Source organism: Amycolatopsis sp. NPDC114478 (assembly GCF_055633805.1).
Genome location: NZ_JBVKDO010000008.1, coordinates 110381 through 135750, shown reverse-complemented (window position 1 = coordinate 135750; position 25370 = coordinate 110381). Strand labels below are relative to the sequence as shown.

At 72.7% G+C, this 25370-nt stretch carries 27 protein-coding genes; 11 read left to right on the top strand and 16 right to left on the bottom strand.

Annotation, left to right across the window (positions count from 1 at the left end; genetic code table 11):
• Positions 1 to 8: 8 nt before the first annotated feature.
• The 4 genes from ACZ7OH_RS23495 to ACZ7OH_RS23480 form a co-directional block, all read right to left on the bottom strand.
• A complete protein-coding gene (locus tag ACZ7OH_RS23495; RefSeq protein WP_470282715.1) occupies positions 9 to 1184 on the bottom strand; it encodes a toll/interleukin-1 receptor domain-containing protein in 1176 nt (391 codons plus the stop codon).
• A gap of 110 nt (positions 1185 to 1294) precedes the next feature.
• Positions 1295 to 2518, bottom strand: coding sequence for an HRDC domain-containing protein (locus tag ACZ7OH_RS23490; RefSeq protein WP_470282885.1), 1224 nt, complete (start codon positions 2516 to 2518; stop codon positions 1295 to 1297).
• A gap of 98 nt (positions 2519 to 2616) precedes the next feature.
• Positions 2617 to 3333 (bottom strand): response regulator, encoded by a 717-nt coding sequence (locus tag ACZ7OH_RS23485; protein ID WP_033261886.1) that lies wholly within the window; start codon positions 3331 to 3333, stop codon positions 2617 to 2619.
• Between the two features lie 722 nt (positions 3334 to 4055).
• Positions 4056 to 4619, bottom strand: coding sequence for a DUF3000 domain-containing protein (locus ACZ7OH_RS23480; RefSeq protein ID WP_470282714.1), 564 nt, complete (start codon positions 4617 to 4619; stop codon positions 4056 to 4058).
• 88 nt (positions 4620 to 4707) lie between these two features.
• Between ACZ7OH_RS23480 and hemE the strand changes: the two genes are divergently transcribed.
• The 4 genes from hemE to ACZ7OH_RS23460 are packed head-to-tail and all read left to right on the top strand — an operon-like array spanning position 4708 to position 9265.
• Positions 4708 to 5778 (top strand): uroporphyrinogen decarboxylase, encoded by a 1071-nt coding sequence (gene hemE / locus ACZ7OH_RS23475; RefSeq protein WP_470282713.1) that lies wholly within the window; start codon positions 4708 to 4710, stop codon positions 5776 to 5778.
• Positions 5775 to 7175 carry a protoporphyrinogen oxidase gene (gene hemG, locus ACZ7OH_RS23470; protein WP_470282712.1) on the top strand — a complete coding sequence of 467 codons (1401 nt, stop codon included), beginning with the start codon at positions 5775 to 5777 and terminating at the stop codon, positions 7173 to 7175. Before hemE ends, hemG begins: the two co-directional genes overlap by 4 nt.
• A gap of 57 nt (positions 7176 to 7232) precedes the next feature.
• Positions 7233 to 7925 carry a hydrogen peroxide-dependent heme synthase gene (gene hemQ / locus ACZ7OH_RS23465; protein WP_470282711.1) on the top strand — a complete coding sequence of 231 codons (693 nt, stop codon included), beginning with the start codon at positions 7233 to 7235 and terminating at the stop codon, positions 7923 to 7925.
• Positions 7925 to 9265, top strand: a complete 1341-nt coding sequence (locus ACZ7OH_RS23460) for a CoA transferase (protein WP_470282710.1) — start codon at positions 7925 to 7927, stop codon at positions 9263 to 9265. Before hemQ ends, ACZ7OH_RS23460 begins: the two co-directional genes overlap by 1 nt.
• Positions 9266 to 9325: 60 nt before the next feature.
• Here the strand turns inward: ACZ7OH_RS23460 and ACZ7OH_RS23455 are convergent, their stop codons facing one another.
• The 9 genes from ACZ7OH_RS23455 to ACZ7OH_RS23415 form a co-directional block, all read right to left on the bottom strand.
• The gene (locus tag ACZ7OH_RS23455; RefSeq protein WP_470282709.1) at positions 9326 to 9655 is read right to left on the bottom strand and encodes a hypothetical protein; all 330 of its coding nucleotides are present in this window, start codon (positions 9653 to 9655) and stop codon (positions 9326 to 9328) included.
• A 98-nt stretch (positions 9656 to 9753) separates the two neighbouring features.
• The gene (locus ACZ7OH_RS23450; protein ID WP_470282708.1) at positions 9754 to 10092 is read right to left on the bottom strand and encodes an SCO6045 C-terminal-like domain-containing protein; all 339 of its coding nucleotides are present in this window, start codon (positions 10090 to 10092) and stop codon (positions 9754 to 9756) included.
• On the bottom strand, positions 10089 to 10889 hold the full coding sequence (locus tag ACZ7OH_RS23445) for an MbnB/TglH/ChrH family RiPP precursor modification enzyme (RefSeq protein ID WP_470282707.1): 801 nt from the start codon (positions 10887 to 10889) through the stop codon (positions 10089 to 10091). The genes ACZ7OH_RS23450 and ACZ7OH_RS23445 overlap by 4 nt, the downstream gene beginning before the upstream one ends.
• Positions 10882 to 11796 (bottom strand): TIGR04222 domain-containing membrane protein, encoded by a 915-nt coding sequence (locus ACZ7OH_RS23440; RefSeq protein WP_470282706.1) that lies wholly within the window; start codon positions 11794 to 11796, stop codon positions 10882 to 10884. The genes ACZ7OH_RS23445 and ACZ7OH_RS23440 overlap by 8 nt, the downstream gene beginning before the upstream one ends.
• A gap of 66 nt (positions 11797 to 11862) precedes the next feature.
• Positions 11863 to 12768 carry a TIGR04222 domain-containing membrane protein gene (locus tag ACZ7OH_RS23435; RefSeq protein WP_470282705.1) on the bottom strand — a complete coding sequence of 302 codons (906 nt, stop codon included), beginning with the start codon at positions 12766 to 12768 and terminating at the stop codon, positions 11863 to 11865.
• A 90-nt stretch (positions 12769 to 12858) separates the two neighbouring features.
• A complete protein-coding gene (gene msrB, locus ACZ7OH_RS23430) occupies positions 12859 to 13281 on the bottom strand; it encodes a peptide-methionine (R)-S-oxide reductase MsrB (protein ID WP_470282704.1) in 423 nt (140 codons plus the stop codon).
• A gap of 19 nt (positions 13282 to 13300) precedes the next feature.
• Positions 13301 to 13606 (bottom strand): aminotransferase class IV, encoded by a 306-nt coding sequence (locus tag ACZ7OH_RS23425; protein WP_372668090.1) that lies wholly within the window; start codon positions 13604 to 13606, stop codon positions 13301 to 13303.
• 53 nt (positions 13607 to 13659) lie between these two features.
• Complete coding sequence (locus ACZ7OH_RS23420) at positions 13660 to 15270, bottom strand: serine/threonine-protein kinase (RefSeq protein ID WP_470282703.1); 1611 nt, start codon at positions 15268 to 15270, stop codon at positions 13660 to 13662.
• Positions 15271 to 15375: 105 nt separating this feature from the next.
• Positions 15376 to 16098: a TVP38/TMEM64 family protein gene (locus ACZ7OH_RS23415; RefSeq protein ID WP_470282702.1), complete on the bottom strand. Its 723-nt coding sequence runs from the start codon at positions 16096 to 16098 to the stop codon at positions 15376 to 15378.
• Between the two features lie 328 nt (positions 16099 to 16426).
• Here ACZ7OH_RS23415 and ACZ7OH_RS23410 point away from each other — a divergent pair, with 328 nt between their 5' ends.
• The 4 genes from ACZ7OH_RS23410 (at position 16427) to ACZ7OH_RS23395 (ending at position 19640) form a co-directional block, all read left to right on the top strand.
• Positions 16427 to 17446 carry a DNA polymerase domain-containing protein gene (locus ACZ7OH_RS23410; RefSeq protein WP_470282701.1) on the top strand — a complete coding sequence of 340 codons (1020 nt, stop codon included), beginning with the start codon at positions 16427 to 16429 and terminating at the stop codon, positions 17444 to 17446.
• 352 nt (positions 17447 to 17798) lie between these two features.
• Complete coding sequence (locus ACZ7OH_RS23405; RefSeq protein ID WP_470282700.1) at positions 17799 to 18191, top strand: DUF6221 family protein; 393 nt, start codon at positions 17799 to 17801, stop codon at positions 18189 to 18191.
• 48 nt (positions 18192 to 18239) lie between these two features.
• Complete coding sequence (locus ACZ7OH_RS23400) at positions 18240 to 19205, top strand: LLM class flavin-dependent oxidoreductase (protein ID WP_470282699.1); 966 nt, start codon at positions 18240 to 18242, stop codon at positions 19203 to 19205.
• 216 nt (positions 19206 to 19421) lie between these two features.
• A complete protein-coding gene (locus tag ACZ7OH_RS23395; protein ID WP_400889811.1) occupies positions 19422 to 19640 on the top strand; it encodes a S1 RNA-binding domain-containing protein in 219 nt (72 codons plus the stop codon).
• 30 nt (positions 19641 to 19670) lie between these two features.
• On the opposite strand, the gene ACZ7OH_RS23390 is transcribed toward ACZ7OH_RS23395, so the two are convergent.
• Positions 19671 to 20327: a maleylpyruvate isomerase N-terminal domain-containing protein gene (locus ACZ7OH_RS23390; protein WP_470282698.1), complete on the bottom strand. Its 657-nt coding sequence runs from the start codon at positions 20325 to 20327 to the stop codon at positions 19671 to 19673.
• 30 nt (positions 20328 to 20357) lie between these two features.
• Positions 20358 to 21911 (bottom strand): PucR family transcriptional regulator, encoded by a 1554-nt coding sequence (locus ACZ7OH_RS23385; protein ID WP_470282697.1) that lies wholly within the window; start codon positions 21909 to 21911, stop codon positions 20358 to 20360.
• Positions 21912 to 22034: 123 nt separating this feature from the next.
• Between ACZ7OH_RS23385 and pruA the strand changes: the two genes are divergently transcribed.
• Both pruA and ACZ7OH_RS23375 read left to right on the top strand, forming a co-directional pair.
• Entirely contained in the window at positions 22035 to 23663 is a 1629-nt protein-coding gene (gene pruA / locus ACZ7OH_RS23380) for an L-glutamate gamma-semialdehyde dehydrogenase (protein ID WP_470282696.1), read from the top strand.
• Positions 23664 to 23677: 14 nt separating this feature from the next.
• Positions 23678 to 24607, top strand: a complete 930-nt coding sequence (locus ACZ7OH_RS23375; protein ID WP_470282695.1) for a proline dehydrogenase family protein — start codon at positions 23678 to 23680, stop codon at positions 24605 to 24607.
• A gap of 48 nt (positions 24608 to 24655) precedes the next feature.
• On the opposite strand, the gene trxA is transcribed toward ACZ7OH_RS23375, so the two are convergent.
• Complete coding sequence (gene trxA, locus ACZ7OH_RS23370) at positions 24656 to 25027, bottom strand: thioredoxin (protein WP_470282694.1); 372 nt, start codon at positions 25025 to 25027, stop codon at positions 24656 to 24658.
• An 83-nt stretch (positions 25028 to 25110) separates the two neighbouring features.
• On the opposite strand from trxA, the gene ACZ7OH_RS23365 reads away from it, so the two are divergent.
• Complete coding sequence (locus ACZ7OH_RS23365; RefSeq protein WP_470282693.1) at positions 25111 to 25353, top strand: DUF2630 family protein; 243 nt, start codon at positions 25111 to 25113, stop codon at positions 25351 to 25353.
• Positions 25354 to 25370 lie beyond the last annotated feature (17 nt).

The window sequence follows — 25370 nt, the reverse complement described above, 5'->3', positions numbered from 1 at the left end:
GCCCGGGCTCAGCACACCGGGGCCGGCGGCTGGCCGCCGAGCTGCGCCGGTCGTGCCGGGCGGCCGGCCAGCAGGTCGCTGATGATCCGTGACAGCTCGCGCATCGTGCGCATGCCCAGCTGGATCGACTGGGCGCCGACCCGCAGCGGCCGGATGGCCGCGCGCAGGGGAGCGTTGATCGCCTCCAGCGGGCGGATCTGCGTGAGGAACTCGGTGATCCGGACGTCCAGCTGCAGCAGGCCGTCCAGCATCTCGACGAACTCGTCGTACTCCCGGCGCGCCCGGTCGAACAGCTCCGGGGTCATGTGCGAGTCCATCAGGCGCATGTACGAGCGGATCGTGGAGTCGGTCTCGGCGACGGTCGCTTCGAAGTCGGTGCCGACCTGCTGGATGGTGACCGCCATCGGCTTGATCGTGTCCGCGGCCCGCACGACCCGCGCCTTGATGGCGTCGGGGGCCATCCCGGCCACGTCCCCGGTCACCTGGCGCATCTCATCGGCCAGGTCGTCCAGCGACCGGCTGATCGCGTCGAACTGGCGCTCCAGCAGTTCCCCGATCTTCGTCAGGTTTTCGTTGTATTCCTGCAGCCCGGGTCCGTCTTTTTCGGGAACGAACCCGTCGAGCAGCAGCTGGTCGCATTTCTTGAGCTTTTCCAGGGTCGCTTCCGCGGAACGGATCGCTTTGATCAACCGGTCCGCGACCAGATCCATGGTCCGCCGCCATTCGGCGGTGCCGGAACCGGCGAGCACGGCCTGCTTGATGTCGACGTACTGGAGCTTTTCGATGATCCGGATGTTCGCGTCGTCGCTCTGGCCGGTGATCAGCTCGTGGCCCAGCACGATCAGCGGCAGGATCAGCTGGGTGAGACCGAGCTCGTTCGCCTTGGCGTAGAAGGCGGTCAGCTCTTCGCGGCAGGCGCTGCTCTCGTAGAAGTAGTTCATCGAGATGGCCGGGATGAACACCATCGCGGCGTTGAGCCCGTCCTGGATCTTCGTCCGCCAGTCCTCGCCCCACCCGATGCTCTCGCGGTCGACGAACACTTCGATCTTGCGGCCGTGCGCGGACGCGCAGAACTTTTCCAGTGAGCTCTTCAGCGGCGTGACGAAATTGAGAAAACTGTCATCTTCGTGGGTGAAGCTGAGAAAGCACTGCACGGCGGGCTGATCGGACATGAAATCGGTCATCGAGCTACCTTCGGCGCTGTCGCGGCATTGCGCGGCGCAGCCTAGGGGAGCCCGAGAGCGATTGCGGGCGGTTCCGGCGACCCAGCCGGAACTGTCCCGGAACTGTCCGTTCAGGAAGCCGTGGTCTGCAGCGCCTTGCTCAGCGCGGCCGCCGTCAGCTCGACCTGCCAGGGGCGCGCCCCGCCGGCGCGCAGGACCTCGGCGACCGACTCTTCGTCGGTCTCCGCCGGCGGGCGCCAGCACGTCCGCCGCACGAGGTCCGGCAGCAGCAGGTTCTCCACCGGCAGCCGGCGGTCCTCCGCGATCGCCGCCAGCCCGGCCCGGGCCGCCGCCAGCCGGGCCGCCGCGTCCGGGTCCTTGTCCGCCCAGCGGTTCACCGGGGGCGGGCCGTCCGTCGGCTGCGACGGCGACGGCAGCTCCGACGCCGGGAGCGCGCGGGCCGCCTGCAGGTGCCGCAGCCAGCTCGCCGTGTACTTGCGCTGGACCCGGCCGCTGAACACCGGGAGCGCCTGCAGCTCCTCGACGGTCTTCGGGTCGGCCGTCACCGCGTTGATGATCGCGCTGTCGGGCAGGATGCGGCTCGGGGCTCGGTCGCGCTTGCGGGCCAGCTCGTCGCGGGCCTGCCACAGCTCGCGGACCGCGGCCAGCCCGCGCGGGCTGCGGATCTTGTGCACGCCGGACGTCCGGCGCCACGGCTCGGCCCGCGGCCCGGGCGGCGGGGCCGTGCGGACGTACTCGAACTCCTGCCGCGCCCACTCCAGCTTGCCCTGGGCGCCCAGCTCCGCTTCCAGCTTTTCGCGCAGCTGGACGAGCAGCTCGACGTCGAGGGCCGCGTAGTTGAGCCAGTCGACGGGCAGCGGCCGCTTGGACCAGTCCGCCGCGCTGTGCCCCTTCTCGAGGGTGTAGCCGAGCAGCAGCTCGACGAGGGTCCCCAGCGCCACGCGTTCGTAGCCCGCCAGCCGGCCGGCCAGCTCGGTGTCGAACAGCGCCGCCGGGCGCAGGTCCAGCTCGGCGAGGCAGGGGAGGTCCTGGGAGGCGGCGTGCAGCACCCACTCCAGGTCGTTGAGGACGTCGCGCAGCGGCTGGAGGTCGTCGGCCAGTGCGATCGGGTCGATCAGCACCGTGCCGGAACCCTCGCGGCGCAGCTGCACGAGGTAGGCCTTGGGCCAGTACCGGTAGCCGGACGCGCGTTCGGTGTCGACGGCGACCGCGCCGGTGCCCGCGGCGAGTCTCGCGCAGGCCTCGGCCAGCGCGGACGGATCGGTGATCACCGGGGGCGTGCCCTCGGCGGGTTCGCGTAGCAGCACAGGGCCGCCCGTGGACTCGATCTCCATCCCGGTGTCCTCGGCCTCTGCACTTCCCATAACCGACGACCCTACGGGACGGGCATACCGCGCCTGGTCTGCCCGCCCCGCAGGGCTGTTCGCTTGCGTCAGCGGATCACGCCGGCCCGCATGGCCAGCGCCACCATCTGGGCCCGGTCGCCCGTGCCGAGCTTGCGCCCGATCCGGGACAGGTGGGACTTGACGGTGAGAGCGGAGAGCGAAAGCTCCTCGCCGATCTCCTTGTTGGACTGCCCGTCGGCGACCAGCTGGAGCACCTCCACCTCACGAGCGGACAGCTCGCGGGGGGTGTTGTCGGTGCCCGCGACGCGGGTCCCGGTGGCGAGCACCGGAGCCACGCTCGGGTCGGCGTAGACGCCGCCTTCGAGCACGCGCCGCACGCCGTCGGTCACGACGACCGGCGACGCGGACTTCAGCAGGTACGCCTGGGCCCCGGCCTGGAAGGCCGAGCGGACCGCGTACGGGTCGTCCGAGGATGCGAGTACCACCACGCGCGGCCAGCCGTGGCTACGGAGTTCCGTAACCAGCTCGATGCCGCTGCCGTCCGGCAGCCCGAGATCGAGGATCGCCAGGTCACAAGGCCCGGTGGCCTGTGCTCGCGCCCTCGCCTCGGCCACCGTGGCGGCCTCGTGGACGGTCCCCGCACCCATCTGTGCGAGTCTTGCTGCGATTGCCTCCCTCAACAGCGGGTGGTCGTCGACCACCAATACCGAAAAGAGCTCTTCCCGCGGGTGCGGAACCATGCTCGCCGGCAACGCGCCGGCTGGCGTGGATCGGACGGCCTGAGAAATGCCGACGGTAGCCACGTCACTACCTCCCTGGAGTCGGTCGTGCCCCCCGACCGGCACCGGGACCTTCGGCCGTTCAGCCGCGCCAGCTTTAGACCGAAAGTGGTGTCGTCGAAGGCACTGTAGCCGCCTTCAGGCCGTTGCGGGGGGATCGAATGGGTATCTATCTCAAACGAACAGTCACTCAGTGGGTTCGTAGTAACACGATCGGGCTAGTACACGGCCGGTTGTTAACGGATAGCCCAGCGAACACGATGCAAAGAAGTTACCGGCGCCCAAATGGCCGTGCAGATGAGGTGTGCAGCTGCCGGTGCGCCTAGTGACCAGGGGCCGGATGGGGGTCACGACGGGTCGGAATGTGGCTCCGGCCGGGGCATGATCAACTCCGTCGGCCGCTTCCGGCGAGCCTCGCGGCGGGTCTTTTCGGTGACTGTCCGTGGCGACCGGAGGCGGTCGCGGGCCTCGGAGCCTCTAGTTGATCTTGTTGCGGTGCGTGACCGCGCGGAGTCACGAACGAGGAGACGTGAAACGGCCTCAGAGCCGCGTGCGGGGCCCGGTGGGGTGCGGGGCTGGTCCGGATGGCTTCGCCCGTCCGGTGGCGCTTGGGGCGGCCGTTCGGGGTGAACGGCGTTCAGTGGACGTGAGATTTGCTCACATCCGTACAAGCGGCCCCTGACGGACCGGACGGCGGCACTCCACCGTTGCCGATTCGTTGCCGACGATCGCCCGAACGCCGCGCGTCAGGAGCTCTGGCGCTGCCCGAAGAGCGTCACGCCGACCGGCGGCAGGCCGACGACGCTCGCCATGACCTGGCAGAACGCCTGCCCGTGCGGCAGCAGCTCCGCGTCCGTCGGGGTCCAAGACGCCCGCAGCTCCAGGTCGTCGGTCCGGGCCGGGCCGGAGATGTCGCCGAAGCGGGCCGACGACGTCTCCGTCACCGTGCCGCCCAGCGCCGTCCAGCTCGCGCCCGACACCTCCAGGGCGTCGGTGAGCCACGACCAGCCGACCTGCGGCAGGAACGGGTCCGTCGCCAGTTCGCGGTCCAGCTCCGCGCGCACGTACATGACCAGGCGCAGCACGCCGTCCCAGCCCTCCTGGCCGTCCGGGTCGTGCAGCAGGACCAGCCGGCCCGAAGCCAGCACGTCCGCGGGACCGGCGACTTCGCAGCTGACCGCGTACGACCACGGCGCGAGCCGCTGCGGGGGCCGCATCGGCTCCAGCAGCACCTCCCGGCGGGGCCGGACGGACTGCAGCGCCGAAACTGCTTCACGGAAGAGTTCGGGCACTGGCGTCATCGCGGTCACGCTTCGACTTTAGGGCGGGCACGCCCCGTTGCGGGCGCAGGCGCGCCGAGAGAAGGGCGTCGGCGGGCTCGTGGCACGATTGACGGCGATGTCACCCACCACGCCCTTGCCGCAGCAGGCCGCCCCGTCCGGGCGCCGCGAGCTGCCCGAAGCCCCGTTCCTGGCCGCCGCGCGCGGCGGACGCCCGGCCCGCACGCCCGTCTGGTTCATGCGCCAGGCGGGCCGCTCGCTGCCCGAGTACCGCGCGCTGCGCGAGGGCGTGCCGATGCTGGACGCCTGTTTCGACCCCGAGATGCTCGCCGAGATCACGCTGCAGCCGGTCCGCCGGCACGGCGTCGACGCGGCCATCCTCTTCAGCGACATCGTCGTGCCGCTGAAGGCCGCGGGCGTCGACATCGACATCGTCCCCGGCACCGGCCCGGTGGTCGCGGCGCCGGTGCGCGACCTCGCCGCGGTGAAGGCCCTGCCGGAGCTGGCTCCGGAGCAGGTCGAAAAGGTCGCGGACGGCGTCGGGCTGCTGGTCGAGCGGCTGGGCGAGACGCCGCTGATCGGCTTCGCCGGCGCGCCGTTCACGCTGGCCAGCTACCTCATCGAGGGCGGCCCGAGCCGCAACCACGAGCACACCAAAGCGCTGATGCACTCGGCGCCGGAGGTCTGGCACGAGCTGGCCGGGCGCCTGGCCGACATCGCGCTGACGTTCCTGCGCGCGCAGCTCGACGCCGGCGTCGACGCGGTCCAGCTGTTCGACTCCTGGGCCGGCGCGCTGTCCGAGCGGGACTACCGCCGGTTCGTCCTGCCGCACTCGGCGAAGGTCCTCGAGGGCGTCGCCTCCTACGGCGTGCCGCGCATCCACTTCGGCGTCGGCACCGGCGAGCTGCTGCCCGCGATGCGCGACGCCGGCGCGGACGTCGTCGGCGTCGACTGGCGGATCCCGCTGGACGAAGCCGTCCGCCGGCTCGGCGGGCACGCCGTCGTGCAGGGCAACCTCGACCCGGCGCTGCTGCACGCGTCCTGGCCGGTGCTCGAAGCCGAGGTCCGCCGGATCGTCGAAGAGGGCAAGGCGGCCGACGGCCACATCTTCAACCTGGGCCACGGCGTGCTGCCGGGCGTCGACCCGGACGTGCTGACCCGCGTGGTCGGACTGGTGCACGAGCTGTGAAGCGCGTTGCGGTCGTCGGTGGCGGTGTCTCCGGCCTGACCGCGGCGTACCGCCTGCGGCGCCTGCTGGGCGACACCGCCGAGATCGTCGTCTTCGAGAAGACGAAGACGCCCGGCGGGAAGCTGCGCACGGCCGAGCTGGCCGGCGTCCCCTACGACGTCGGCGCGGAAGCGTTCCTCGTCCGCCGTCCCGAGATGCTCGGGCTGGTCCGCGAGCTCGGGCTCGACGTCGTGAACCCGACGAAGGCGCGCGCGAAGATCCACGCCGGCGGCAGTGTCACCGGCCTGCCGCCGGGCACCGTCATGGGTGTTCCGGCGTCGGCCGAGTCCGTCGCCGGGGTGCTGTCGGAGGCGGGGCGGCGGGCCGTCGAAGCCGAGCCGTCGCTGCCCGAGCTGCGGCTCCCGAGCGGGGACCTGCCGCTCGGGCCGCTGCTGCGCGAGCGGTTCGGCGACGAGCTGGTCGACCGGCTCGTCGACCCCCTGCTCGGCGGCGTCTACGCCGGCGGCGCGGACGGCCTGGGCCTGCGCGCGACCATGCCGGGCCTGGCCGCGGCGGTGGCCGCGGGCGCCGGCTCGCTGACGGCGGCCGCGAAGGCGCAGCTGCCCGCGTCGCCCGGTACGGCGCCGGTGTTCGGCACGGTCCCGGGCGGCCTGGGCACGGTGATCGACCGGCTGACCGAGCTGTCCGGCGCCGAGCTGCGGACCGGGCTGCCGGTGTGCGACATCGAACGGCACGGCGCGGGCTGGCGGCTGCGGATCGGCGCGAACCCGACCGCGCACGCGCCCGCGGACAACACGATCGAAGCCGACGCCGTGCTGCTCGCGGTCCCGGCGCCCTCGGCCCGGCGGCTGCTGGCCGACCTGGTGCCCGCGGCGTCGGCGGCGTTCGGCGAGGTCGAGCTGGCGTCGATGGCGGTGGTCGCGCTGGCGCTGCCACCGGGAACGGTGCTGCCCGACGCTTCTGGGATCCTCATCGGCCAAGGCGAACGGGACGCTTCGGGCGTGCCGTACGCGGCGAAGGCGTTCACGTTCTCTTCGCGTAAGTGGGGGCACTTCGGCTCCGGGCCGGTGCTGGTCCGCGGTTCGGTGGGCCGGTTCGGTGAGCTGGGCGCGTTGCAGGCCGACGACGTCGAGCTGGTCCGCGTGGTCCGCGACGACCTCGCGCGGCTGACGGGCGTGACGGCGGCGCCGATCGAGACCCTGGTGACGCGCTGGGGCGGCGGCCTGCCGCAGTACGGCACCGGGCACCTCGAGCGCGTGGAGCGGATCGAGAAGGCGGTCGCCGGGGTGCCGGGGCTCGCGGTGGCGGGGGCGACCCTGCACGGCGTCGGGCTGCCGGCCTGCGTCGCGACGGCCGAGGCGGCGGCGCACCGGATCGCGGCCCACCTTTTCGCGTGAGTGCGCTCACCCGGCCCCGTGGCGGCGTTCCCGGGGCCGCGGTGACAGGATGGAACCATGGCGCGGGTCAACTACAACGAGCTCAACGACACCATCCGCTACACGACCTGGTCGGTCTTCCGGATCGAGCCCGGCCGGCTGGGTGAGGACCGCGGGGCCGCGGGCCGCGAGACGACCGAGTACCTCGACGGTCTCGAGTCCAAGGGCGTCGTCGTCCGGGGTGTCTACGACGTCTCCGCGCTGCGCGCCGACGCCGACTACATGATCTGGTGGCACGCCGAGGAGATCGAGCAGGTGCAGGCCGCCTACTCCGGCTTCCGCCGCACCCCGCTCGGCCGCGCGTCGACGCCGGTCTGGAGCCAGACCGCGCTGCACCGGCCGGCCGAGTTCAACAAGAGCCACATCCCGGCGTTCCTGGCGGGCGAAGAGGCGCGCAAGTACATCTGCGTCTACCCGTTCGTGCGGTCCTACGAGTGGTACCTGCTGCCGGACGCCGACCGCCGCAAGATGCTGGCCGACCACGGCAAGGAAGCCCGCGACTACCCGGACGTCCGCGCCAACACCGTCGCGTCGTTCGCGCTGGGCGACTACGAGTGGATCCTCGCCTTCGAGGCCGACGAGCTGCACCGGATCGTCGACCTGATGCGCCACCTGCGCGGCACCGAAGCGCGGCTCCACGTGCGGGAAGAGATCCCGTTCTACACGGGCACGCGCGTGCCGCCGGCCGAGCTCGTCGCGGCGCTGCCGTAGTGCGCGAGGCAGTGGAGGGCGTCTGGCACGCCCTCACCGAGTCGCAGCCGGGCGCCTTCGAGCTGACCGGCGCCGAAGACGTGCTGCCCGGTCCGTACCGGGTGGCCGCGGCGGCCACGGCTTCGATCGCGGCGGCCACGCTGGCGGCCGCCGAGATGCTGAAGCTGCGCGAGATCGACCCCGGCGTCGTCACGGCGGACACGCGCCACGCGGCGGCGGCGTTCCACAGCGAGCAGCTGCTGCGGGTGGACGGCGCCGGCGCGGAGTCGATGTGGGCACCGCTGTCGGGCAACTACCGCGCGGCCGACGGCTGGGTGCGCCTGCACTGCAACTACCCGCGGCACGAAGCGGCGGTGTGCTGGGGCCTCGGCGTGCCGGGCACCCGCGACGCGGTCGCGAAGGCGGTCGCCGGGCGGACCGCGCGTGAGATCGAGCACGCCGTGGTCTCCGCCGGGGGAGCGGCCGCGCAGCTGCGGTCGCCGGAGGAGTGGGCCGTGCACCCGCAGGGTTCCGTCGTGGCTTCACTTCCGCTGGTCTCGTCGGCCCCGGTGGGTGACGCTCCCAAGCGGACGTTGTTCTACTCGGACCGGCCGCTGGGCGGGGTCCGGGTGCTGGAGCTGACGCACGTGCTGGCGGGCCCGGTGGCCGGCCGGGTACTGGCGGCGCACGGCGCGGACGTGCTGCACATCGGCGCGGCGCACCTCCCGCGGGTCGAGGCGTTGGTGCGCGACACGGGGCAGGGCAAGCGTTCGGCGTTCGTCGCGCTCGACACCGAAGGTGGGCGCGCGCGGCTGAAGAAGCTGATCAGCCGGGCGGACGTGCTGGTCCAGTCGTTCCGCCCGGGTGCTTTGGAGCGGATCGGCTTCGGTGCTCCGGAGCTGGCTGAGCTGCGGCCCGGTTTGGTGATCGCGGACTTGAGCGCGTACGGCTGGGAAGGGCCGTGGGCGCGCCGGCGCGGGTTCGACAGCTTGGTCCAGATGGCGAACGGCATGGCGTTCTCGCCGGACGGGCCGTCGCCGTTGCCGGTCCAGGCGCTGGACCACGCAACGGGCTGGCTCGCGGCGGCGGCGATCATGACGGCGTTGCGCCGGCAGGTGACCGACGGCGGCACCTGGCGGGTCCGGCTGTCGCTGGCCGGGACGGCGCGGTGGCTGGATTCGCTGGGCCGCAAGGATCCCGCGAGCGCGGCCGTCGATTTCGGCGACTTGCTGGAGGAGGCGGACAGCGGCTACGGCCGGCTGACCCGGGTCCGCATGGCGGGCGGTCTGCCGGGAGCGGAGCCGCACTGGGACTTCGGCACGCGGCTGCCGGGAGTCGACAAACCGACCTGGACCCCTTAGGAGGTCCCGCTCGGGCGGGAGTGCGGCCGGTCCGCTCGCCGCACTCCCGCCCGAACGCTCTCAGCGGTAGATGTCCCCACCGGTGCCGTTCTGGCCGTTTTGGTCGGTCAAGGCGACGCGGATGCGGTTCGCCCCGCCGACGACATCGGCCTTCAGCGGGATGTTCTCCGATGTGGTGGCGTTGCAGTGGGTGCTCGTGCTCCTGATGTCCAGCTGGGTGGAGCCGGCGTGCGCCGAGGCGTAGAACCGCTTGCACCCGACGGCGTGGAAGGTCCCCGAGACGTTGGCCGAGCGGTTGGAGCTGGCGCCGTCAGCGCCCGAGAGGAAGAAGTCGTGCGAGACCGCGGCCACCGCCGTCAAGCCGGTCCGCAAGCGGGTCTTCATGGTCATATCGGCAGGTCCCCTCGACGTTTCGGGCCCGACCGGCCGCGGGAGCGTTGAATCGCCGTCGCACCATTCACCCGAATGGCAGTCCGGTCGCCTCGGGACTACCGGCGCCGGAGGCGGGACACCAAGCCCCGCCTCGGTTTCGGCAGGTGACCCCCGGCGATCAGCCACGTCACGAACTCGTCCGCGTACGCCCCCGACCGCTCGGTGTCCCGCTTCGGCCGCCCCGCGGTGAACTCCGCGAACAACGGCCCGAACCGCTCTCCCAGCGCCTCCGCCACCTCCGGCCGCTGATGCGCCAGCACCCGCCCGTGCTTGCGTCGCAACACCGACGCCTCCACCCGCAGCCGCGAAGCGTCGAAGCCCGCCGGCGCCGGGCCGGAATTCAGCAGCGCCTGCAGCAGTTCCGCCTGCCGGGCCGCCAAGTCTGCGCGGCTCACACCGTCACCGCCGCGCGCAGGGCCGCCAGCTCCGCGGCCAGCTCGTCGTCCGTCGGGTAGTCGTCGTCGCGCTCCAGCAACACTCCCGGGGGGTCCGTGCGGCGCCGCAGCTCCGCCAGCAGCGACAGCACCTCCGGCAGCACCGGGTGCGCGTGCGTGTCGTGGTAGACGCCGTCGCGCTCGATCCCGCCCGCCATGTGCACGTACGCCAGGCGCTCCCACGGGATCCCGTCGAGGAACTTCACCGGGTCGGTGCCGATGTTGCGCGCGTTCGCGTACAGGTTGGCGACGTCGATGATCAGCCGGCAGTCCGTCCGCTCGGTCAGCTCCGTGAGGAACTGCTCCTCGGTCAGCTCGTGGTCCGGCCAGTCCAGCACCGCCGCGATGTTCTCCAGCGCGAACGGTACGTCCACAATGGACTGAGCCAGCCGGACGTTCGCCACCAGCACGTCGAGCGCCTCGCGGGTGCGGGGGAGCGGCATCAGGTGGCCCGAGTCGAGCCCGCCCGCGCGGACGAAGCACACGTGGTCGCTGACCAGCGGCGCGTCCACGGCCCGCGCGATCTCCGCGAGGTGCTGGACGCGCCCGGTGTCGAGCGGCTCGGCGCCGCCCAGGGACAGCGAAACCGCGTGCGGCAGCACCGGCAGCCCGCGCCGGCGCAACGCCACGAGCGTCTCCGGGAGGTGGTCGGCGTGCAGGTTCTCCGCGACCACTTCCACCCAGTCGACGCCGGGCAGCCGGGCGATCGACAGGTCCAGCTCGTGCCGCCAGCCGATCCCGATGCCGAGCTCACCCACCGCAGCCTCCTCCGCCGCACGAAGAACCACACGACGAGCCGCTGCTGCACGACGAGCTCGAGCACGACGACCCGCTGCTGCACGAAGATCCGCCGGACGAACCGCCGCCGCCGAAGGACGTCACCGGCGGGGTCAGCGCCGCGCTCAGCTCCTCGTCCGGGTACATCGCCCAGCCGCCGAGGGCGACCGCCGCCGCGGCGCCGCCGAGCAGCACGCCGCCCGCCAGCATCCCCGCCGGCAGCGGACCGCTCGACGCGGCCCGGGCCTGGCCGAGCACGCGGTGCCCGGCGGCCGAGGGCTGCCGCGCCCCGGTCTTGGATCGCCGGACCGCCGCCACGATCGTCAGCACGGCCGCGACCAGCACCAGGAACACCAGGACGCCGACCGGGCGGCCCAGCGAGATGCCGTTGGCCAGCCGCACCACGCCGAGCACCAGCACGGCCAGCTGCAGCACGAGCCCGATCGTCCGAGACTGGCGCTTCGTGGCCGCCGACGCCAGCAGGTCCCGCTGGTCGAGGCCGTCCTCCAGGGCCCGCATCGCGGCCGAGCCGCGGACGTACGCGCGGATCGTCGACGTCGTCTTCAGCTGCGCCGCGTCGAAGACGGCCTGCTCCAGCGGCTCGGCCGGCCACGTGCCGGCCTGGCTGATCTGCTTGTAGCTGTTGACGCGCACCTGGCCGCGCTCGACCAGCGCCGCGATCGCCGCGTCGGTGGCCCGGTCGGGGCCGCCCGCGAGGAACGCCAGCTGGTAGACGGTCGGCGGCGGGCCCGGCCGCTCGGTGTTCGCTCGCAGCGCGCGACTGGCGGCGACGCCGGACACGACGAGCCGGACCAGCAGCACGGCGACGAGCAGTGCGATGTAGAGGACCACGAAATCCGGTCCGGAGATGCCCCACGGGTCGTCCATCGCCCGTCTCCCCTCAGTGAGTTGCGGTTACCGTAGCTGTGAGACGCGGCTGGTCGCGTCGGCGTTTCAACCGCCGCAGCCCCCGCCGCCACCCCCTCCGCAGCCGCCGCCCCCACCGCCGCAGGAGCTGCCGCCACCGCCGCAGGAGCTGCCGCCCCAGTAGCCGACGGCGACCCCGCCGCCGGCGCCGGCGAACCGGGTGCGACGGCTGGACGTCCGCACGGCCGCGCGCCGCGCGGCCTGGGTGGCGGCCTGCCGGACGGCCTGGTCGGGGTGGCCGCTCAGCCCGTGCGCCGCGACCGTCCCGGCCGGGCCGGCCGTGAGCGTCCCGGCCCGGCGGGCCGCTTCGACGGCCGCCTTGCCGGCGAAGGTGGCCTGGACCTGCGGCCGGTTGCGCGCTTTGACGGTGACGGCGATCGCGACGACGGTGCCCACCGCGAGCAGGCCCAGCAGGATCCCCACCGGGTGCCCGGTGCTCGCCCCGGCGATCAGCCGGACCACGCCGAGGACGAGCACCAGCCAGTACGCCACCGCGGTCGCGACCCAGGTCGCGCGTGCTTTCCGCGGGTCGGCGAGCAGCCCGCGGCCGACCAGCGCGGTCTCGAGCTCGTGGGCGGTCTTGTGCTCAGCGGCGGCGTCGCACACCCGCTCGACGGACGAGCCGTGCTTGCCGATCCGGCTCAGGGCTTCGCGGCCCACGGCGTCGGCCGCGGTGCCCTTGGCGCGGCTCAGCCAGCCGCTGCCCGAAATCCGGATGATCTGCTGGTCCAGCAGGCTCGCGACGACGTACTCGCCGAAGCGCCGCCGGCCTCCTGTCAGCACCGCCAGCTCTTCGGGCCGCTCCGGCGCGCCGGCCGGGCGGCCGCGCAGCAGGAACCCGCGGTACGCGACGGCGACCAGCGCCGGCAGGAGCAGCAGGCCCAGGTAGAGGCCCGCGAACGCCGGTCCGGAGATGCCCCAGGTGTCGGTCATGAGTCCGCCCTCCCTCGTCCGTGTGCGGAGACTACGTTCGAGGGAGGGCGGCGGGTTGTCGGCTTAAGGAGGATTTAGGCCGGCGGGTTCTTACGACCCGGGGACGAGCTTCAGCGAAATCGAGTTGATGCAGTACCGCTGGTCGGTCGGGGTCGGGTAACCCTCGCCCTCGAAGACGTGCCCGAGGTGGCTGTGGCAGGAGCCGCAGAGCACCTCGATCCGCTTCATGCCCATGGTGCGGTCTTCGCGCAGCAGCACGGCGTCGGAGTCGGCCGGGTCGAAGAACGACGGCCAGCCGCAGTGGCTCTCGAACTTCGTGTCGCTGCGGAAGAGCTCGGCACCGCAGGCGCGGCACTCGTAGACGCCGGTGGTCTTGGTGTCGGTGTACTCGCCGGTGAAGGGCCGTTCGGTCCCCGCTTGGCGGAGCACGGCGTACTCGTCGGGGCTGAGCTGCGCCCGCCACTCCTGCTCGGACTTCACGACGCGCGGGGTCGCACCGACAACGGGTTTCATACCTTTCACCCGTTCCACGTTACGCCGCGAGCCACGCGAGGGCGTGCACGACGATGTCCCATGCGGCCACGATCACGCCGAGCACGATGAGGACGACGATGAGGGCCGACACCCAGTAGCGCAGCCCACCGAGGCGGTTGCTGGAGTCGGCGAAGTCGGCCACGCCGTCCAGCGCGGCTTCGATGGTGTAGTTCGGCCCGGAACGTTCGATCCGGTCGAGGTGCTCGGCGAACGCCCGCGCCTCGGGGTCGTACGGGTCCAGGCCGACCAGGTCCTCGTGGAAGCGAGGATTCTGGCCCGGCAGCGCAGCTCCGTCGTCGGCCATACCTCCACGGTAGGCCATCGGTGCCCGCGAACCCACCAGCGGCGCGTTAAGTCTCAGTAGCCGGAGTTCGAGCCACCCAGCTCGGTGTTCGAGTCGATCAGCGTCCGGCCGCCCACGTTGACCAGCCGGTAACCGGGGCGGGCGCCGCCCACGTTGACGTTCATGATGAGCGAGCCGTCGCTCTCGTTGCCGCCCGAGTCGGCGTGGGCCTTGGTGGGACCGTTGATGTTCTTCTTGTTCACGGCCCAGTACTCCGCGTACTTGCCCTGGTCGCCGTAGACCTGCTGGGCGGCGGGGGTGAGCATGTCCCAGTGCGAGGCGGGGTCGCTGAAGTATTCGATGATCAGGTTGCCGGCCGCGCTGTAGTTGCTCACCGGCGATTCGGTCGGGGTCTTGCCGAGGCCCGCGGGGACGTTCGCCGGGCTGCTCTGACCGGAGGTCTTGGGCGAGCTCTGCCCCGCGGTCGGCTGGTTACCCGGCGACTGGGCGTTCGTGGTGCCGCCCGTGCCGCCGCCGCTGCCGGAGTTCAGCACCAGGAAGACGATGACCGCGACCACGACGACCGCGGCGCCGCCGCCGGCGAGCAGCGCGTACTTGCGCTTGTTGTCCGGCTTCGGGGCGTTCGTCGAGTACTGGGGCGCCCTGGCCGACGGCGCGGCCGCGGGCATCGGTCTGGGCGGGGTGTTCGGCGGCGCGGCCGGCGAGCGCATCGGCATGAACGCCGCGGTCGGGCGCGGCGGGTTCGACGCCGCCTTGTTCGCCGGCACCGGCGTGCCGACCGGTGGTGACGACGGCGCCTTCTGGTCGGTGCGCTGCCACGGCGGGCGCTCGCCGCCGTCGGCGGGCGCGGCGGGCTTGCGGCCCGCGCCACCCGACAGCAGCGGCGGCGACGCCGACATGCCGCCCGGCTCGGTGCGGGCCAGCGCGGCCAGCCGCTCACGCGCCTCGGCCATGCTGGGCCGCTCGCCCGGCTCGCTGCGCAGCAGGCTCATCAGCAGCGCGGTGGCCGCGCCGGCCTGCACGGGCGGGTTGATCTGGCCGTTCGCGGCCGCGTAGAGCAGCGCGAGCTGGTTGGTCGTGTTGCCGTACGGCGTGGTGCCCTCGATCGCCTGGTAGAGGGTCGCGCCGAGGGCGAAGACGTCGGAGCTGGGCACCGGGTCGGCGCCACGGGCCAGCTCGGGCGCCAGGTAGGCGGGGGTGCCGCCGATGAGGCCGGTGGCGGTGAGCGTCATGTCGCCCGCCGCGCGTGAGATGCCGAAGTCGGTGATCTTCGCGGTGCCGGTCTCGTCGATGAGGATGTTGCCCGGCTTGACATCGCGGTGCACGATCCCGGCGCGGTGCGCGGCGACCAGCGCGGACGCGACCTGCTCGCCGATCCGGGCGACCCGGCCCAACGGGAGGGTGCCCTCCTCGGACAGGATCGTGGAGAGGCTGGGCCCGTCGAGGTACTCCATCACCAGGCACGGGTCGCCGTTGTGCTCGGCGATGTCGAACACGACGATGGCGTTCGGGTGCTGGAACCGGGCCGCGTTCTTCGCCTCGCGCATGGCGCGCTGGCGCATGTTGTCGCGTTCGGTCTCGGAGACGCCCGGCTGGGGGAGGATCTGCTTGATCGCGACGGTGCGCTCGAGGCGCACGTCAGTGGCGCGCCACACGACTCCCATGGCACCGCTACCAATGTGCTCGACGAGGCGGTAGTGCCCCGCGATCAGCTGACCGGTGTCGATGGCGACTGCTCCTGACGAAATTCCCGGTGATGGTGGCCCTGCTCAGCGCGTTTCCGGTTCGCGCACCCGATCGAGTGTAGCGGTCGGCCCCGTGCTGTTCGCGTCAGCCAGTGGGTCCGGCGGACCCGCCGCGGCCGGTGCCCGCTTCTTGAACACCTTGACCAGCCCGATCGCCCCGGCCAGCGCGAACACGCCGTAGCAGGCGAGCAGCGCGGGTGGCGTGTCGCCGGTCAGGGCGTCGCCGAGGACGACCACGGCGACGGTGCCGGGCACGCTTCCGAGCAGCGTACCGGCCAGGTAGGGGAGCAGCCGCACCGAGGACACACCGCAGAGGTAGCTGAAGGGCGCGAACGGCACGACCGGGATCAGCCGCAGCGACGTGATCGCGAGGACGCCGCCGCCGGAGAGCCGGTCGTTGACGGTCCGCACGGCCGACCGGTGCAGGTGGCGGGTGACCAGGTCCCGGCCGAGCAGCCGGGCCAGCCCGAAGGACAGGCCGGCCGCGATGGTGGTGGCGACCAGGCCGATGGTGATCCCGGCCGCGGTGCCGACGAGCAGCCCGGCGGCCAGGTTGAAGACGGTGCGCGGGATCGGCGCGACGGTGAGCAGCGAGTACGCGACGAGCAGCACGACCGGGGTGGCGGGCCCGGTGGCGGCGGCCCAGGCGCGCAGCTCGGCCGGCCCGGGGATCGGCACCAGCACCGCGGCGGCCGCGAAGAGCGCGACGACGGCGAGCGCGACGATCAGCTTGGTGCGGCCGGACACCCGCTCCAGCCTACCGGCCGGCCTTTGCGGGCCGCCGGGGCCGGTCCGCCTGGGCCTCGCGCCGTGCCGGGGCTGGTCTGCCTGGGCCTCGCGCCGTGCCGGGGGCTGGTCCGCCCGGGCGCCACGCCGTGCCGGAGGCTGGTCCGCCCAGGCCGCCCGTCGCGTCCGAGGCTGGTGCGCCCGGCCTCCCGCCGCACCGGCTCCGGGCTCTCGGCGCGTGTCTTGATGTGTCATTCAGGACCTCCGGCGCCCCGAACAACTCGTTCAAGACAGCCGGGCGGGCGGTTTCGCGGGCCCCGCGGTGCGCGATCACCGCTAGCGTGGCCGCATGCCCAAGCACGGTGACCCGGTCGAGTACGAGGTGGGCGGCCGGACCGTCCGCGTCTCGAGCCCGGACAAGGTGTACTTCCCCCAGCGCGGCATCACCAAGCGGCAGGTCGTCGAGCACTACATCACCGTCGGCGCGCCGCTGCTGCGCGCGATCGGCGAGCGGCCGACGACGCTGAAGCGCTACGTCGACGGCGTCGAAGGCGAGTGGTTCTACGCCAAGCGCGTGCCCAAGGGGGCGCCGGACTGGCTGGAGACGGCCGAGATCACGTTCCCGTCGGGCCGCAAGGCCGCCGAGGTGTGCCCGACCGAGCCGGCGGTGTTCGCGTGGGCGGCCAACCTGGGGACGTTCGACTTCCACCCGTGGCCGGTCCGCCGTCCCGACGTCGACCACCCGGACGAGCTGCGCATTGACGTCGACCCGCCGGACCGCGCCGGCTTCGCGGACGCGGTCGAGGTGGCGCTGGTGGTCCGCGAGGTGCTGGCGGACGCGGGGCTGACGAGCTACCCGAAGACGTCCGGCGGCCGCGGGGTCCACGTGCTGGTCCGGATCCGCCCCGAGTGGGACTTCGTCCAGGTCCGCCACGCGGTGATCGCGCTGGGCCGCGAGGTCGAGCGGCGGATCCCGGACAAGGCGACGATCGCGTGGTGGAAGGAGGAGCGCGAGGGGCGCGTGTTCCTGGACTACAACCAGGCGGCGCGCGACCGCACGGTGGCGTCGAGCTGGTCGGTCCGCGGCACCCCGCGGGCGACGGTGTCGACGCCGTTGACGTGGGACCTGCTGCCGGAGGTCGACGCGGACGACTTCGACGTGCTGACGATCCCGGCGTTCCTGGAGTCCCACGGCGACCTGCACGCGGGGATGGACGCCGAGGCGTTCGGCCTGGAGACGGCGCTGGAGTGGTACGAGCGCGACCTGCGGGACCACGGGCTGGGGGACATGCCGTACCCGCCGGACTACCCGAAGATGCCGGGGGAGCCCAAGCGGGTCCAGCCCAGCAAGGCGCGCCCGGAGTCCTGAGGTCACGGCTCGGTGCTCTCGCCGAGCCGCCGCGAGCGCGGGGATCACGAGCGCCGCACGGCCGGTGTTACTCAGCGGTACCGAAATGCCGTCCGGTCGGGACCGCGTGTAATCACGGACACAACCGTGCCGCGCGCCACTTTCGGGGGAACAAATCGGCCCGGACTTCATCGGAACGTCACGCCGGAAAACGGGGAGTGATCATCCCGCTGCCCGCTGTCGCCTTTCGGGTCACAAATTTCGCACGGCCGCCGCTGTGGTCTCGACCACCGCCACGATCGGCGTAACGTGCGGTCCCGAATCGGCGACTCCTCGACGACATGTCCTGGGGCGAGTTCGAGGGAGGCCCTTCGTGGACGACCTGATCGCATTCCTCGCCGCGCGCGTCGGCGCGCGGCAGGCGTTGATCATGCAGGCCGTCAACAAGGCGAAGGCCGGCGAGGCGATGAACCGCGGCGAGACCAAGGTCGCCGTGGAGCAGAAGATCCGCGGGCTGACCGACCTCGAGCTCGACGTCGTGAACCAGATGATCAACGAGATCGAAGCCACGCGGCGGATCCTGCTCGCCCACCGGACCACGGTGTCGGAGAAGGTGCCCGGTTTTCCGCTCTACGGCAGCGAATACTGGTGTGAGACCTGCCACGTGCCCGCCGACGAGGCCGGCTCCAACTGGTGCCTCACGCTGCGCCTGCTGGCCCTGCCCTACGCCGACCACCCGGACTACAGCGAGCGCTGGCGCCCCTGACGGGAATCCCGCCGGACGCCGGGCGTTGCACCCGGCGTGAGGTTTTCCGTGCTCGATCGCTCGCCCGTGCGCCCGCACGCCGGGACCGCGCGGGCGCTGCGGGACACCGTCGCCTTCGCCGCCGACGTCGAACGGCTGGGCTACCACCGGTTCTGGGTGTCCGAGCACCACGGCGTGCCCGGGGTCGCGGGGTCCGCGCCGACCGTCCTGGCCGCCGCCGTCGCGGGCGCGACGAGCCGGATCCGCGTCGGCACCGGCGGCGTGATGCTACCGAACCACCCGCCGCTGGTCGTCGCCGAGCAGTTCGGCGTGCTCGAAGCGCTGTACCCCGGCCGGATCGACATGGGGCTCGGCCGGTCGGTCGGGTTCACCGCCGGCGTCCGCGAGGCGCTGGGGCACGGCAAGGACGCGGCCGACAACTTCGGGGCGCAGGTGCGGGAACTGCTCGGGTTCTTCGCGGGCGAGCACCCCGGCGTCCACGCCTACCCGGCCGAGGGCCTGCGCGTGCCGCCGTTCCTGCTGGCCACCGGGTCCGGCGCCGACCTCGCCGCGGAGCTCGGGCTGCCGCTGGTGATCGCGCCCGTCCGCGGCGAACGCGCGCTGGCCGAAGCCGTGACGCGCTACCGGGACGGCTTCCGCCCCGGCCCGTGGGCGAGCGAGCCGTACGTCGTGGTGTCGTCGGCGATCGCGGTGGCGGACTCGGCGGCCGACGCGCGCCGCCTGCTCGTGTCGGAGGCCTGGGCGACGGTGTATTCGCGCTCCCACGGCGTCTTCCCGCCGCTGTCGCCGCCGTCGGAGGTCCTGGCGCTGCCCATGACCGACCGCGAGCGCAGGCGGCTCGAAGAGACCTTGGACGGCCAGATTTCGGGCACCGCGGCCGAAGTCGGGGACCGGCTCGGCGCATTGATCGCGGCCACGGGCGCGGACGAGATTTTGGTGACGACGGCCGCGTACGACCAATCCGCGCGGCTCGATTCCCTCGCCCGGCTGGCCGATCTTCCCGCGCTTGTGTGAGCTGATTTCCCGGTAGCCGGATATCGCGTCGGAGAATTACCGCTGGCGCATTTCCGGGTTCCGGCGATACGGTTTCCGGCGTGACTGCCGGGTCGGCCTCGAGCCGTGAGCAGACGGGGTACCCGGCTGTGCCGTGACCTCCGGGCGGGCCCGTGGCCCGCCGCCTCCCGCGCGTTCTCCGAGTCCGGAACGTGCGCGGGAAGGAGGTGAAACCGCATGTCCCCCTGGCAGGAGTTCGTCGCCGCCCACACCGAGGGCGGGGTGCTCGACGGCGTCGTGGCGCGGACGCTGCCGTTCGGCGCGTTCGTCGAGGTGGCGCCGGGCGTGCACGGCCTGCTCGTGACCGACCGCGTCCCCGAGCAGGGCAGCCGGGTGACCGTCCGCATCGAAGCCATCGACGTGGAACGCCGCCGGTTCAGCCTGGTGCAGGCGTGATCCGAGCCGGGTGAGGCAGGGCGCCCTGCCTCACCCGAGCACGAACGGCAGCCGCGCGGCCAGGTCGCCCAGCTCCGCCGCCTCGGCCTCCGTCGGCGAACGGCGGCCCGTCGCCACCAGCAGGACGTCCGGGTCCGAGAACGACGCCGGGAAGCTCGCCCCGGTGATCTTCTTCAGCATCTCGCGCGTGCGGGCCAGTCCTTCCGCGGGCGGGGGCTCCGCACCCGGGACGTGGGCGATCAGGTCCAGGTGGTGCAACGTCCACTCCAGTGCGTAGACCATGAGGAAGTCGTCCACCGTCAGCACCATGTCCTGGGTGCTCACCGCGAGGCCGGGGTCGGCCAGCTCCGCCGCGCGGCCGGCGGCCGAGCCGACGTCGTCCAAGTGCGCCCGCAGCAGCGCCGGGTCGCCGTACGCCGCCGCCAGGCGGACGGTCACCGCGTCCCCCGGGTCTTCGCCGGTCGGCGGCTCGTCCGTGACCGTCCAGTACGTGATCGCATCGTGGGTCGGTGCGGTGCCGGCCGGGGTCACCAGGGTGATCAGCACGTCCTGGGCGTTGACGATCAGGTGGCACACCAGGTCGCGGACCAGCCAGCCCCGGCAGCCGGACGGGCGGGAGAAGTCTTCAGCGGACAAGGCGGCGACCGCGGCGTGCAGCGCCGCCCAAGTACGGGTGAAGAGGTGCACGAGGCCAAGCTAACAGCGGGCGCCAGCCATTTAGAGGCGCAGCTGCAGCTGGGTGAGGATCCGCTGGGCGGGGTCGTCGAAGTCCACTCCGGACACTTCGGCCGCCCGCCGGACGCGGTAGCGGACGGTGTTCGGGTGGATGTTGAGGACGCGGGCCGCCGCGCGGACGTCGCCGAACGCGTCCAGCCAGGCCAACACCGCCGGCACCAGGATCCCGCCGTGCTCGGCGTCGTGCTCCACGAGCGAAACCAGCCTCGGGTCGCGGATGCGGGGCTGCTCACCGAGGAACGCCAGCACCTCCGACAGCAGCACCTCCGCGCGGACGTCGGCCAGCGAGGCGACGTCGGCGGCCCAGCGCCCGCGGGCCATCGCCGCCAGGACGCGGTCGGCGTCGCCCCTCGACGCGGCCGCGTCGGACAGCCGCGGCACGATCCCGCCCAGCGCCGCCCGGACCGGGACGTCCAGGTGGCGGCGCGCGGTGCCGGTGATCTCGCGGGCCAGCGCCAGCACCGCCGCGTCCGAGTGCTCGGGCAGGTCCGGCAGCAGCGCGTAGACGCGGCCGCCGACCACGCTGACCAGCGCGCTGCGCCGGTAGGCCGCCGTGTGCACCGCGATCAGGTGGACCAGCTCGGCACGTCGCAGCTGCCGGTTGTCCGGCCGTTCCAGCGAAAACGCCAGCACCTGGGCCGGCCGCGCGGGGTCGGCGCCGATGTCGTCCGCGACCGACTCCGCGTCCAGCCGCCCTTCCAGGAGGCTCGCGAGGAGGTCCTCCCGCAGCCGCAGCTCGGGGCTGGGCAGCGTGCGGGCGCGGATCAGCCGCGGTGCGAGGGTCCGGCTTGCGCCGAGCAGGGCCGTCTCGGCGCGTTCGGTGAGCGGCTGCGCGCCTTCCTGGACCCAGATCGTGCCCAGCGGCTGTTTGCCCGCGTGGATGCCCGCCGCGATGCGCCGGCGGATGCCCAGCTCGGGCCGCTCGTCGATCCGGACGATCCCCTCGCCGGCGCGCAGCCGCTGGTAGACGCCCCATTCGCGCAGCATCGCGAGGTAGCGTTCCGGGCCTTCGCGGCCGAGGATCGACAGCCGCCGCAGCTCGTCGACCTCGTCGCCCGCCCGCGAGTACGCGAGGACGCGGTTGGCCGTGTCCTCGATGCTGACCAGGCCGCCGGTGAGCGTCGCGATCGTCTGGGCCAGCGCGAACAGGTCGCCGAGAACCTCGCCGCTGGCCGCCTCGCCGCCCGCGCGCGCCGCGTCGACGACCCCGCGCGCCAGGGACTCCACCTGCTCCCAGCGCGCCTCCGCACCGACCGTCAGCAGCGCGACGCCCGCGTCGGCGGCGACGTCGGCGCCCGTCGCGCCCTTGACCGCCACCGCGGCCGCCCCGCCGCGCCCGGCCGCGCGGATCGCCGGGGCCGCCGCCCGGCCGCGTGCGCCGATGACCAGCGCCAGGTCGCCGGGGGAGGCCTCCAAGGGGTCCTCGGGGTCGAGGATCACGACGTCGGCGACCGGGACGCCCAGGCCGTGCGGGGCCACGACGACCTCGACCAGCGGCTCGCCCAGCGTCGCCAGGACGTGGCGCAGCGAGGTCATCGCGGGATTATCCGATCGGCCAAGATCATACGAGCGATTTTAGCCGTTCGAACAAGCCGCCACGACGTGTCCGGAGTTACCGTTCGGGGCATCAAGGACGTAGTGGAAGGCAGAGGAGCCGCCGTGGACGCCGTGACCCAGACCCCCGCCCCGAAGAACGAGCCGGTGCTCACGTACGCGCCGGGCAGCGCTGAGCGCGCGGAACTCGAGGGTGCGCTCAAGCGGCTGGGCCAGGCGGAACCCGTCGACCTCACGGTCACCGTCGGGGGCGAGCAGCGCCCCGGCGGCGGCGAGAAGATCGAGGTCGTCCAGCCGCACAACCACCGGCACGTCCTGGGCACCATCCACAGCGCCACCCAGCAGGACGCGACCGACGCCATCGCCGCCGCCGCGAAGGCCGCGCCCGGATGGCGCGCGCTGTCCTACGACGACCGCGCCGCGATCCTGCTGCGCGCCGCCGACCTGCTGACCGGCCCGTGGCGCGCCACCCTCAACGCCGCCACCATGCTCGGCCAGTCCAAGACCGCGACCCAGGCCGAGATCGACGCCGCCTGCGAGCTCGCCGACTTCTGGCGCTTCAACGTCGAGTTCGGCCGCCGCGTGCTCACCGAGCAGCCGGTCAGCTCGCCGGGCGTGTGGAACCGGATGGAGCACCGCCCGCTCGAGGGCTTCGTCTACGCGATCACGCCGTTCAACTTCACCGCGATCGCCGGCAACCTGCCCACCGCGCCCGCGCTGATGGGCAACACGGTCCTGTGGAAGCCGTCGCCGACGCAGTCGTTCGCCGCGCACCTGACCATGCGGCTGCTGGAAGAGGCGGGTATGCCGCCGGGCGTCATCAACCTGCTGCCGGGCGACGGCAAGGCCGTCTCCGAGGTCGCCCTGACCCACCGCGACCTGGCCGGCATCCACTTCACCGGCTCGACCGCGACGTTCCAGCACCTGTGGGCCACGGTCGGCGCGAACATCGCCGGCTACCGCTCCTACCCGCGGCTGGTCGGCGAGACCGGCGGCAAGGACTTCGTGCTCGCGCACCCGTCGGCCGACGTCGACGTCCTGCGCACCGCGCTCGTCCGCGGCGCCTTCGAGTACCAGGGCCAGAAGTGCTCCGCCGCTTCGCGCGCCTACATCCCACGCAGCGTCTGGAGCCAGGTGAAGGACGGTCTCGTCTCCGAGACCGAGGCGCTGTCCTACGGCGATGTCACCGACCTCTCGCACTTCGGCGGCGCGGTGATCGACCGGCGCGCGTTCACCAAGCACGCGGAGCTGTTCGAGCGCGTCAAGAGCGACGCTTCGGTGGAAGTCCTCACCGGGGGCACCGCCGACGACGAAGACGGCTTCTTCGTCCAGCCGACGATCCTCGTCTCGGACAACCCGAAGCACGAGATCTTCTCGACGGAGTACTTCGGCCCGATCCTGTCGGTGCACGTCTACGAGGACGGCGACTTCGACGCCGTGCTCAAGCTCGTCGACGAGACCGCCGCGTACGCCCTGACCGGCGCGATCATCGCCAACGACCGCACGGCCGTGGCGAAGGCGTCCGAGGCGCTGCGGTTCGCCGCGGGCAACTTCTACGTCAACGACAAGCCGACCGGGGCCGTCGTCGGCCAGCAGCCGTTCGGCGGCGCGCGGGCCTCGGGCACCAACGACAAGGCCGGATCGATCTTCAACCTGCAGCGCTGGACCAGCCCGCGCTCCATCAAGGAGACCTTCGTCCCGCCGACCTCCGTGCGCTACCCGCACCAGGGCTGAGAGGGGAGACCGTCATGTTGCGTGCCCCGTTGCTCGCCGCTGCCCGCTCGAAGGGCATCCGGCGGCTGGTCGAGGCCGTGCCCGCCACGCGGTCCGTGGTGCGCCGGTTCGTGGCCGGGTCCGAGACCGCCGAAGCCGTCCGCGTGGCCCGGGAACTGGCCGCGGACGGCCGGCGGATCACCCTCGACCACCTGGGCGAGGACACGACCGACGCCGCGCAGGCGGCGGCGACCGTCGCGGCCTACGAAGCCGTTTTGTCGGCGCTGGCGGCCGAAGGGCTGGCCGAAGGGGCCGACGTTTCGGTGAAGTTGTCCGCGGTGGGCCAGTTCCTGCCGGCGAACGGCGAGGACGTCGCCTTGGAGAACGCGCGGAAGATCTGCGCGGCGGCCGAGGCGGTCGGCGCGACCGTGACGCTCGACATGGAGGACCACACCACCACGGACTCGACGCTCGGCATCCTGCGCGAGCTGCGCGGCGAGTACCCGTGGGTCGGCGCGGTGCTGCAGGCCTACCTGCGCCGCACCGAGCAGGACTGCCGGGAGCTGTCGGGCCCGGGTTCGCGCGTGCGGCTGTGCAAGGGCGCGTACGCCGAGCCGGAGTCGGTGGCGTTCCAGGGGAAGTCCGATGTGGACAAGTCCTACGTCCGCTGCCTGCGCGTCCTGATGGCCGGGCAGGGCTACCCGATGGTCGCCTCGCACGACCCGCGGATGATCGAGATCGCCGCCGCGCTGGCCGCGGAGAACGGCCGCGAGGACGACGACCACGAGTTCCAGATGCTCTACGGCATCCGGCCGGAGGAGCAGGCACGGATCGCCGCGTCGGGCTCGCGCATGCGCGTCTACGTGCCCTACGGCGACGAGTGGTACGGCTACTTCATGCGGCGGCTGGCCGAGCGCCCGGCGAACCTGGCGTTCTTCCTGCGCGGGCTCGCGACCCGCTCCTGAACACGACGAAGGCCGCCCCGCGGGGCGGCCTTCGTCGTGTGGTGGTGGTCAGGCCTGTTCGGCCTCGGCTTCGGCGGCCTTGCGCTTGACCTCGTCCATGTCGACCTCGCGAGCCTGCTTGATGAGCTCTTCGAGGGCGGGCTCGGGCAGCGCGCCGGGCTGGGCGTAGATCAGCGTCTTGTCGCGGATGATGGCCAGCGTCGGGATGGAGCGGACGTCGAAGGCGGCGGCGAGCTGCTGCTGCGCTTCGGTGTCGACGCTCGCGAACACGATGTCGTCGTGCTTCTCGGACGCCTTCTCGTAGACCGGCGCGAACTGGCGGCACGGTCCGCACCAGCTCGCCCAGAAGTCGATCAGGACGAACTCGTGGTCGTTTACCGTCTGGTCGAAGTTCTCGGCAGTCAGCTCAACGGTGCTCATGCCCTGGTCAACGAAGTGGGCGCGGCGGGAATTCCCGGGTCCGGGGTAGCGTCTGCACCGAGCACCCGTGAAGAGGAGGACACATGGCCGACGGCGAAATCCTGGGCCGGATCGACGAGCTGATCGCGGAGGAGCACGAACTCCGGTCGCGCTCGGTCGGCGTGGGGCTGAGCGGCGGCGACAAGGACCGCCTCACCACGGTCGAGCAGCAGCTCGACCAGTGCTGGGACCTGCTCCGCCAGCGGCGCGCCAAGTCGGAGTTCCACGAGAACCCCGACGACGCGCAGGCCCGCCCGGTCTCCGAGGTGGAGTCCTACCGCCAGTGACGCTCGCTCGTAAGTGG

Bases quoted from the DNA above. Each gene is read 5' to 3' on its own strand.
- ACZ7OH_RS23440 (WP_470282706.1), bottom strand. From the start codon at position 11,796: ATGGACGACCCGTGGGGCATCTCCGGACCGGATTTCGTGGTCCTCTAC.
- ACZ7OH_RS23375 (WP_470282695.1), top strand. From the start codon at position 23,678: ATGTTGCGTGCCCCGTTGCTCGCCGCTGCCCGCTCGAAGGGCATCCGG.
- ACZ7OH_RS23490 (WP_470282885.1), bottom strand. From the start codon at position 2,518: ATGGAGATCGAGTCCACGGGCGGCCCTGTGCTGCTACGCGAACCCGCC.
- ACZ7OH_RS23365 (WP_470282693.1), top strand. From the start codon at position 25,111: ATGGCCGACGGCGAAATCCTGGGCCGGATCGACGAGCTGATCGCGGAG.
- trxA (WP_470282694.1), bottom strand. From the start codon at position 25,027: ATGAGCACCGTTGAGCTGACTGCCGAGAACTTCGACCAGACGGTAAAC.
- ACZ7OH_RS23420 (WP_470282703.1), bottom strand. From the start codon at position 15,270: ATGGGAGTCGTGTGGCGCGCCACTGACGTGCGCCTCGAGCGCACCGTC.
- ACZ7OH_RS23495 (WP_470282715.1), bottom strand. From the start codon at position 1,184: ATGACCGATTTCATGTCCGATCAGCCCGCCGTGCAGTGCTTTCTCAGC.
- ACZ7OH_RS23455 (WP_470282709.1), bottom strand. From the start codon at position 9,655: ATGACCATGAAGACCCGCTTGCGGACCGGCTTGACGGCGGTGGCCGCG.
- hemQ (WP_470282711.1), top strand. From the start codon at position 7,233: ATGGCGCGGGTCAACTACAACGAGCTCAACGACACCATCCGCTACACG.
- msrB (WP_470282704.1), bottom strand. From the start codon at position 13,281: ATGAAACCCGTTGTCGGTGCGACCCCGCGCGTCGTGAAGTCCGAGCAG.
- ACZ7OH_RS23395 (WP_400889811.1), top strand. From the start codon at position 19,422: ATGTCCCCCTGGCAGGAGTTCGTCGCCGCCCACACCGAGGGCGGGGTG.
- ACZ7OH_RS23410 (WP_470282701.1), top strand. From the start codon at position 16,427: ATGCCCAAGCACGGTGACCCGGTCGAGTACGAGGTGGGCGGCCGGACC.
- ACZ7OH_RS23425 (WP_372668090.1), bottom strand. From the start codon at position 13,606: ATGGCCGACGACGGAGCTGCGCTGCCGGGCCAGAATCCTCGCTTCCAC.
- ACZ7OH_RS23435 (WP_470282705.1), bottom strand. From the start codon at position 12,768: ATGACCGACACCTGGGGCATCTCCGGACCGGCGTTCGCGGGCCTCTAC.
- ACZ7OH_RS23385 (WP_470282697.1), bottom strand. From the start codon at position 21,911: ATGACCTCGCTGCGCCACGTCCTGGCGACGCTGGGCGAGCCGCTGGTC.
- hemE (WP_470282713.1), top strand. From the start codon at position 4,708: ATGTCACCCACCACGCCCTTGCCGCAGCAGGCCGCCCCGTCCGGGCGC.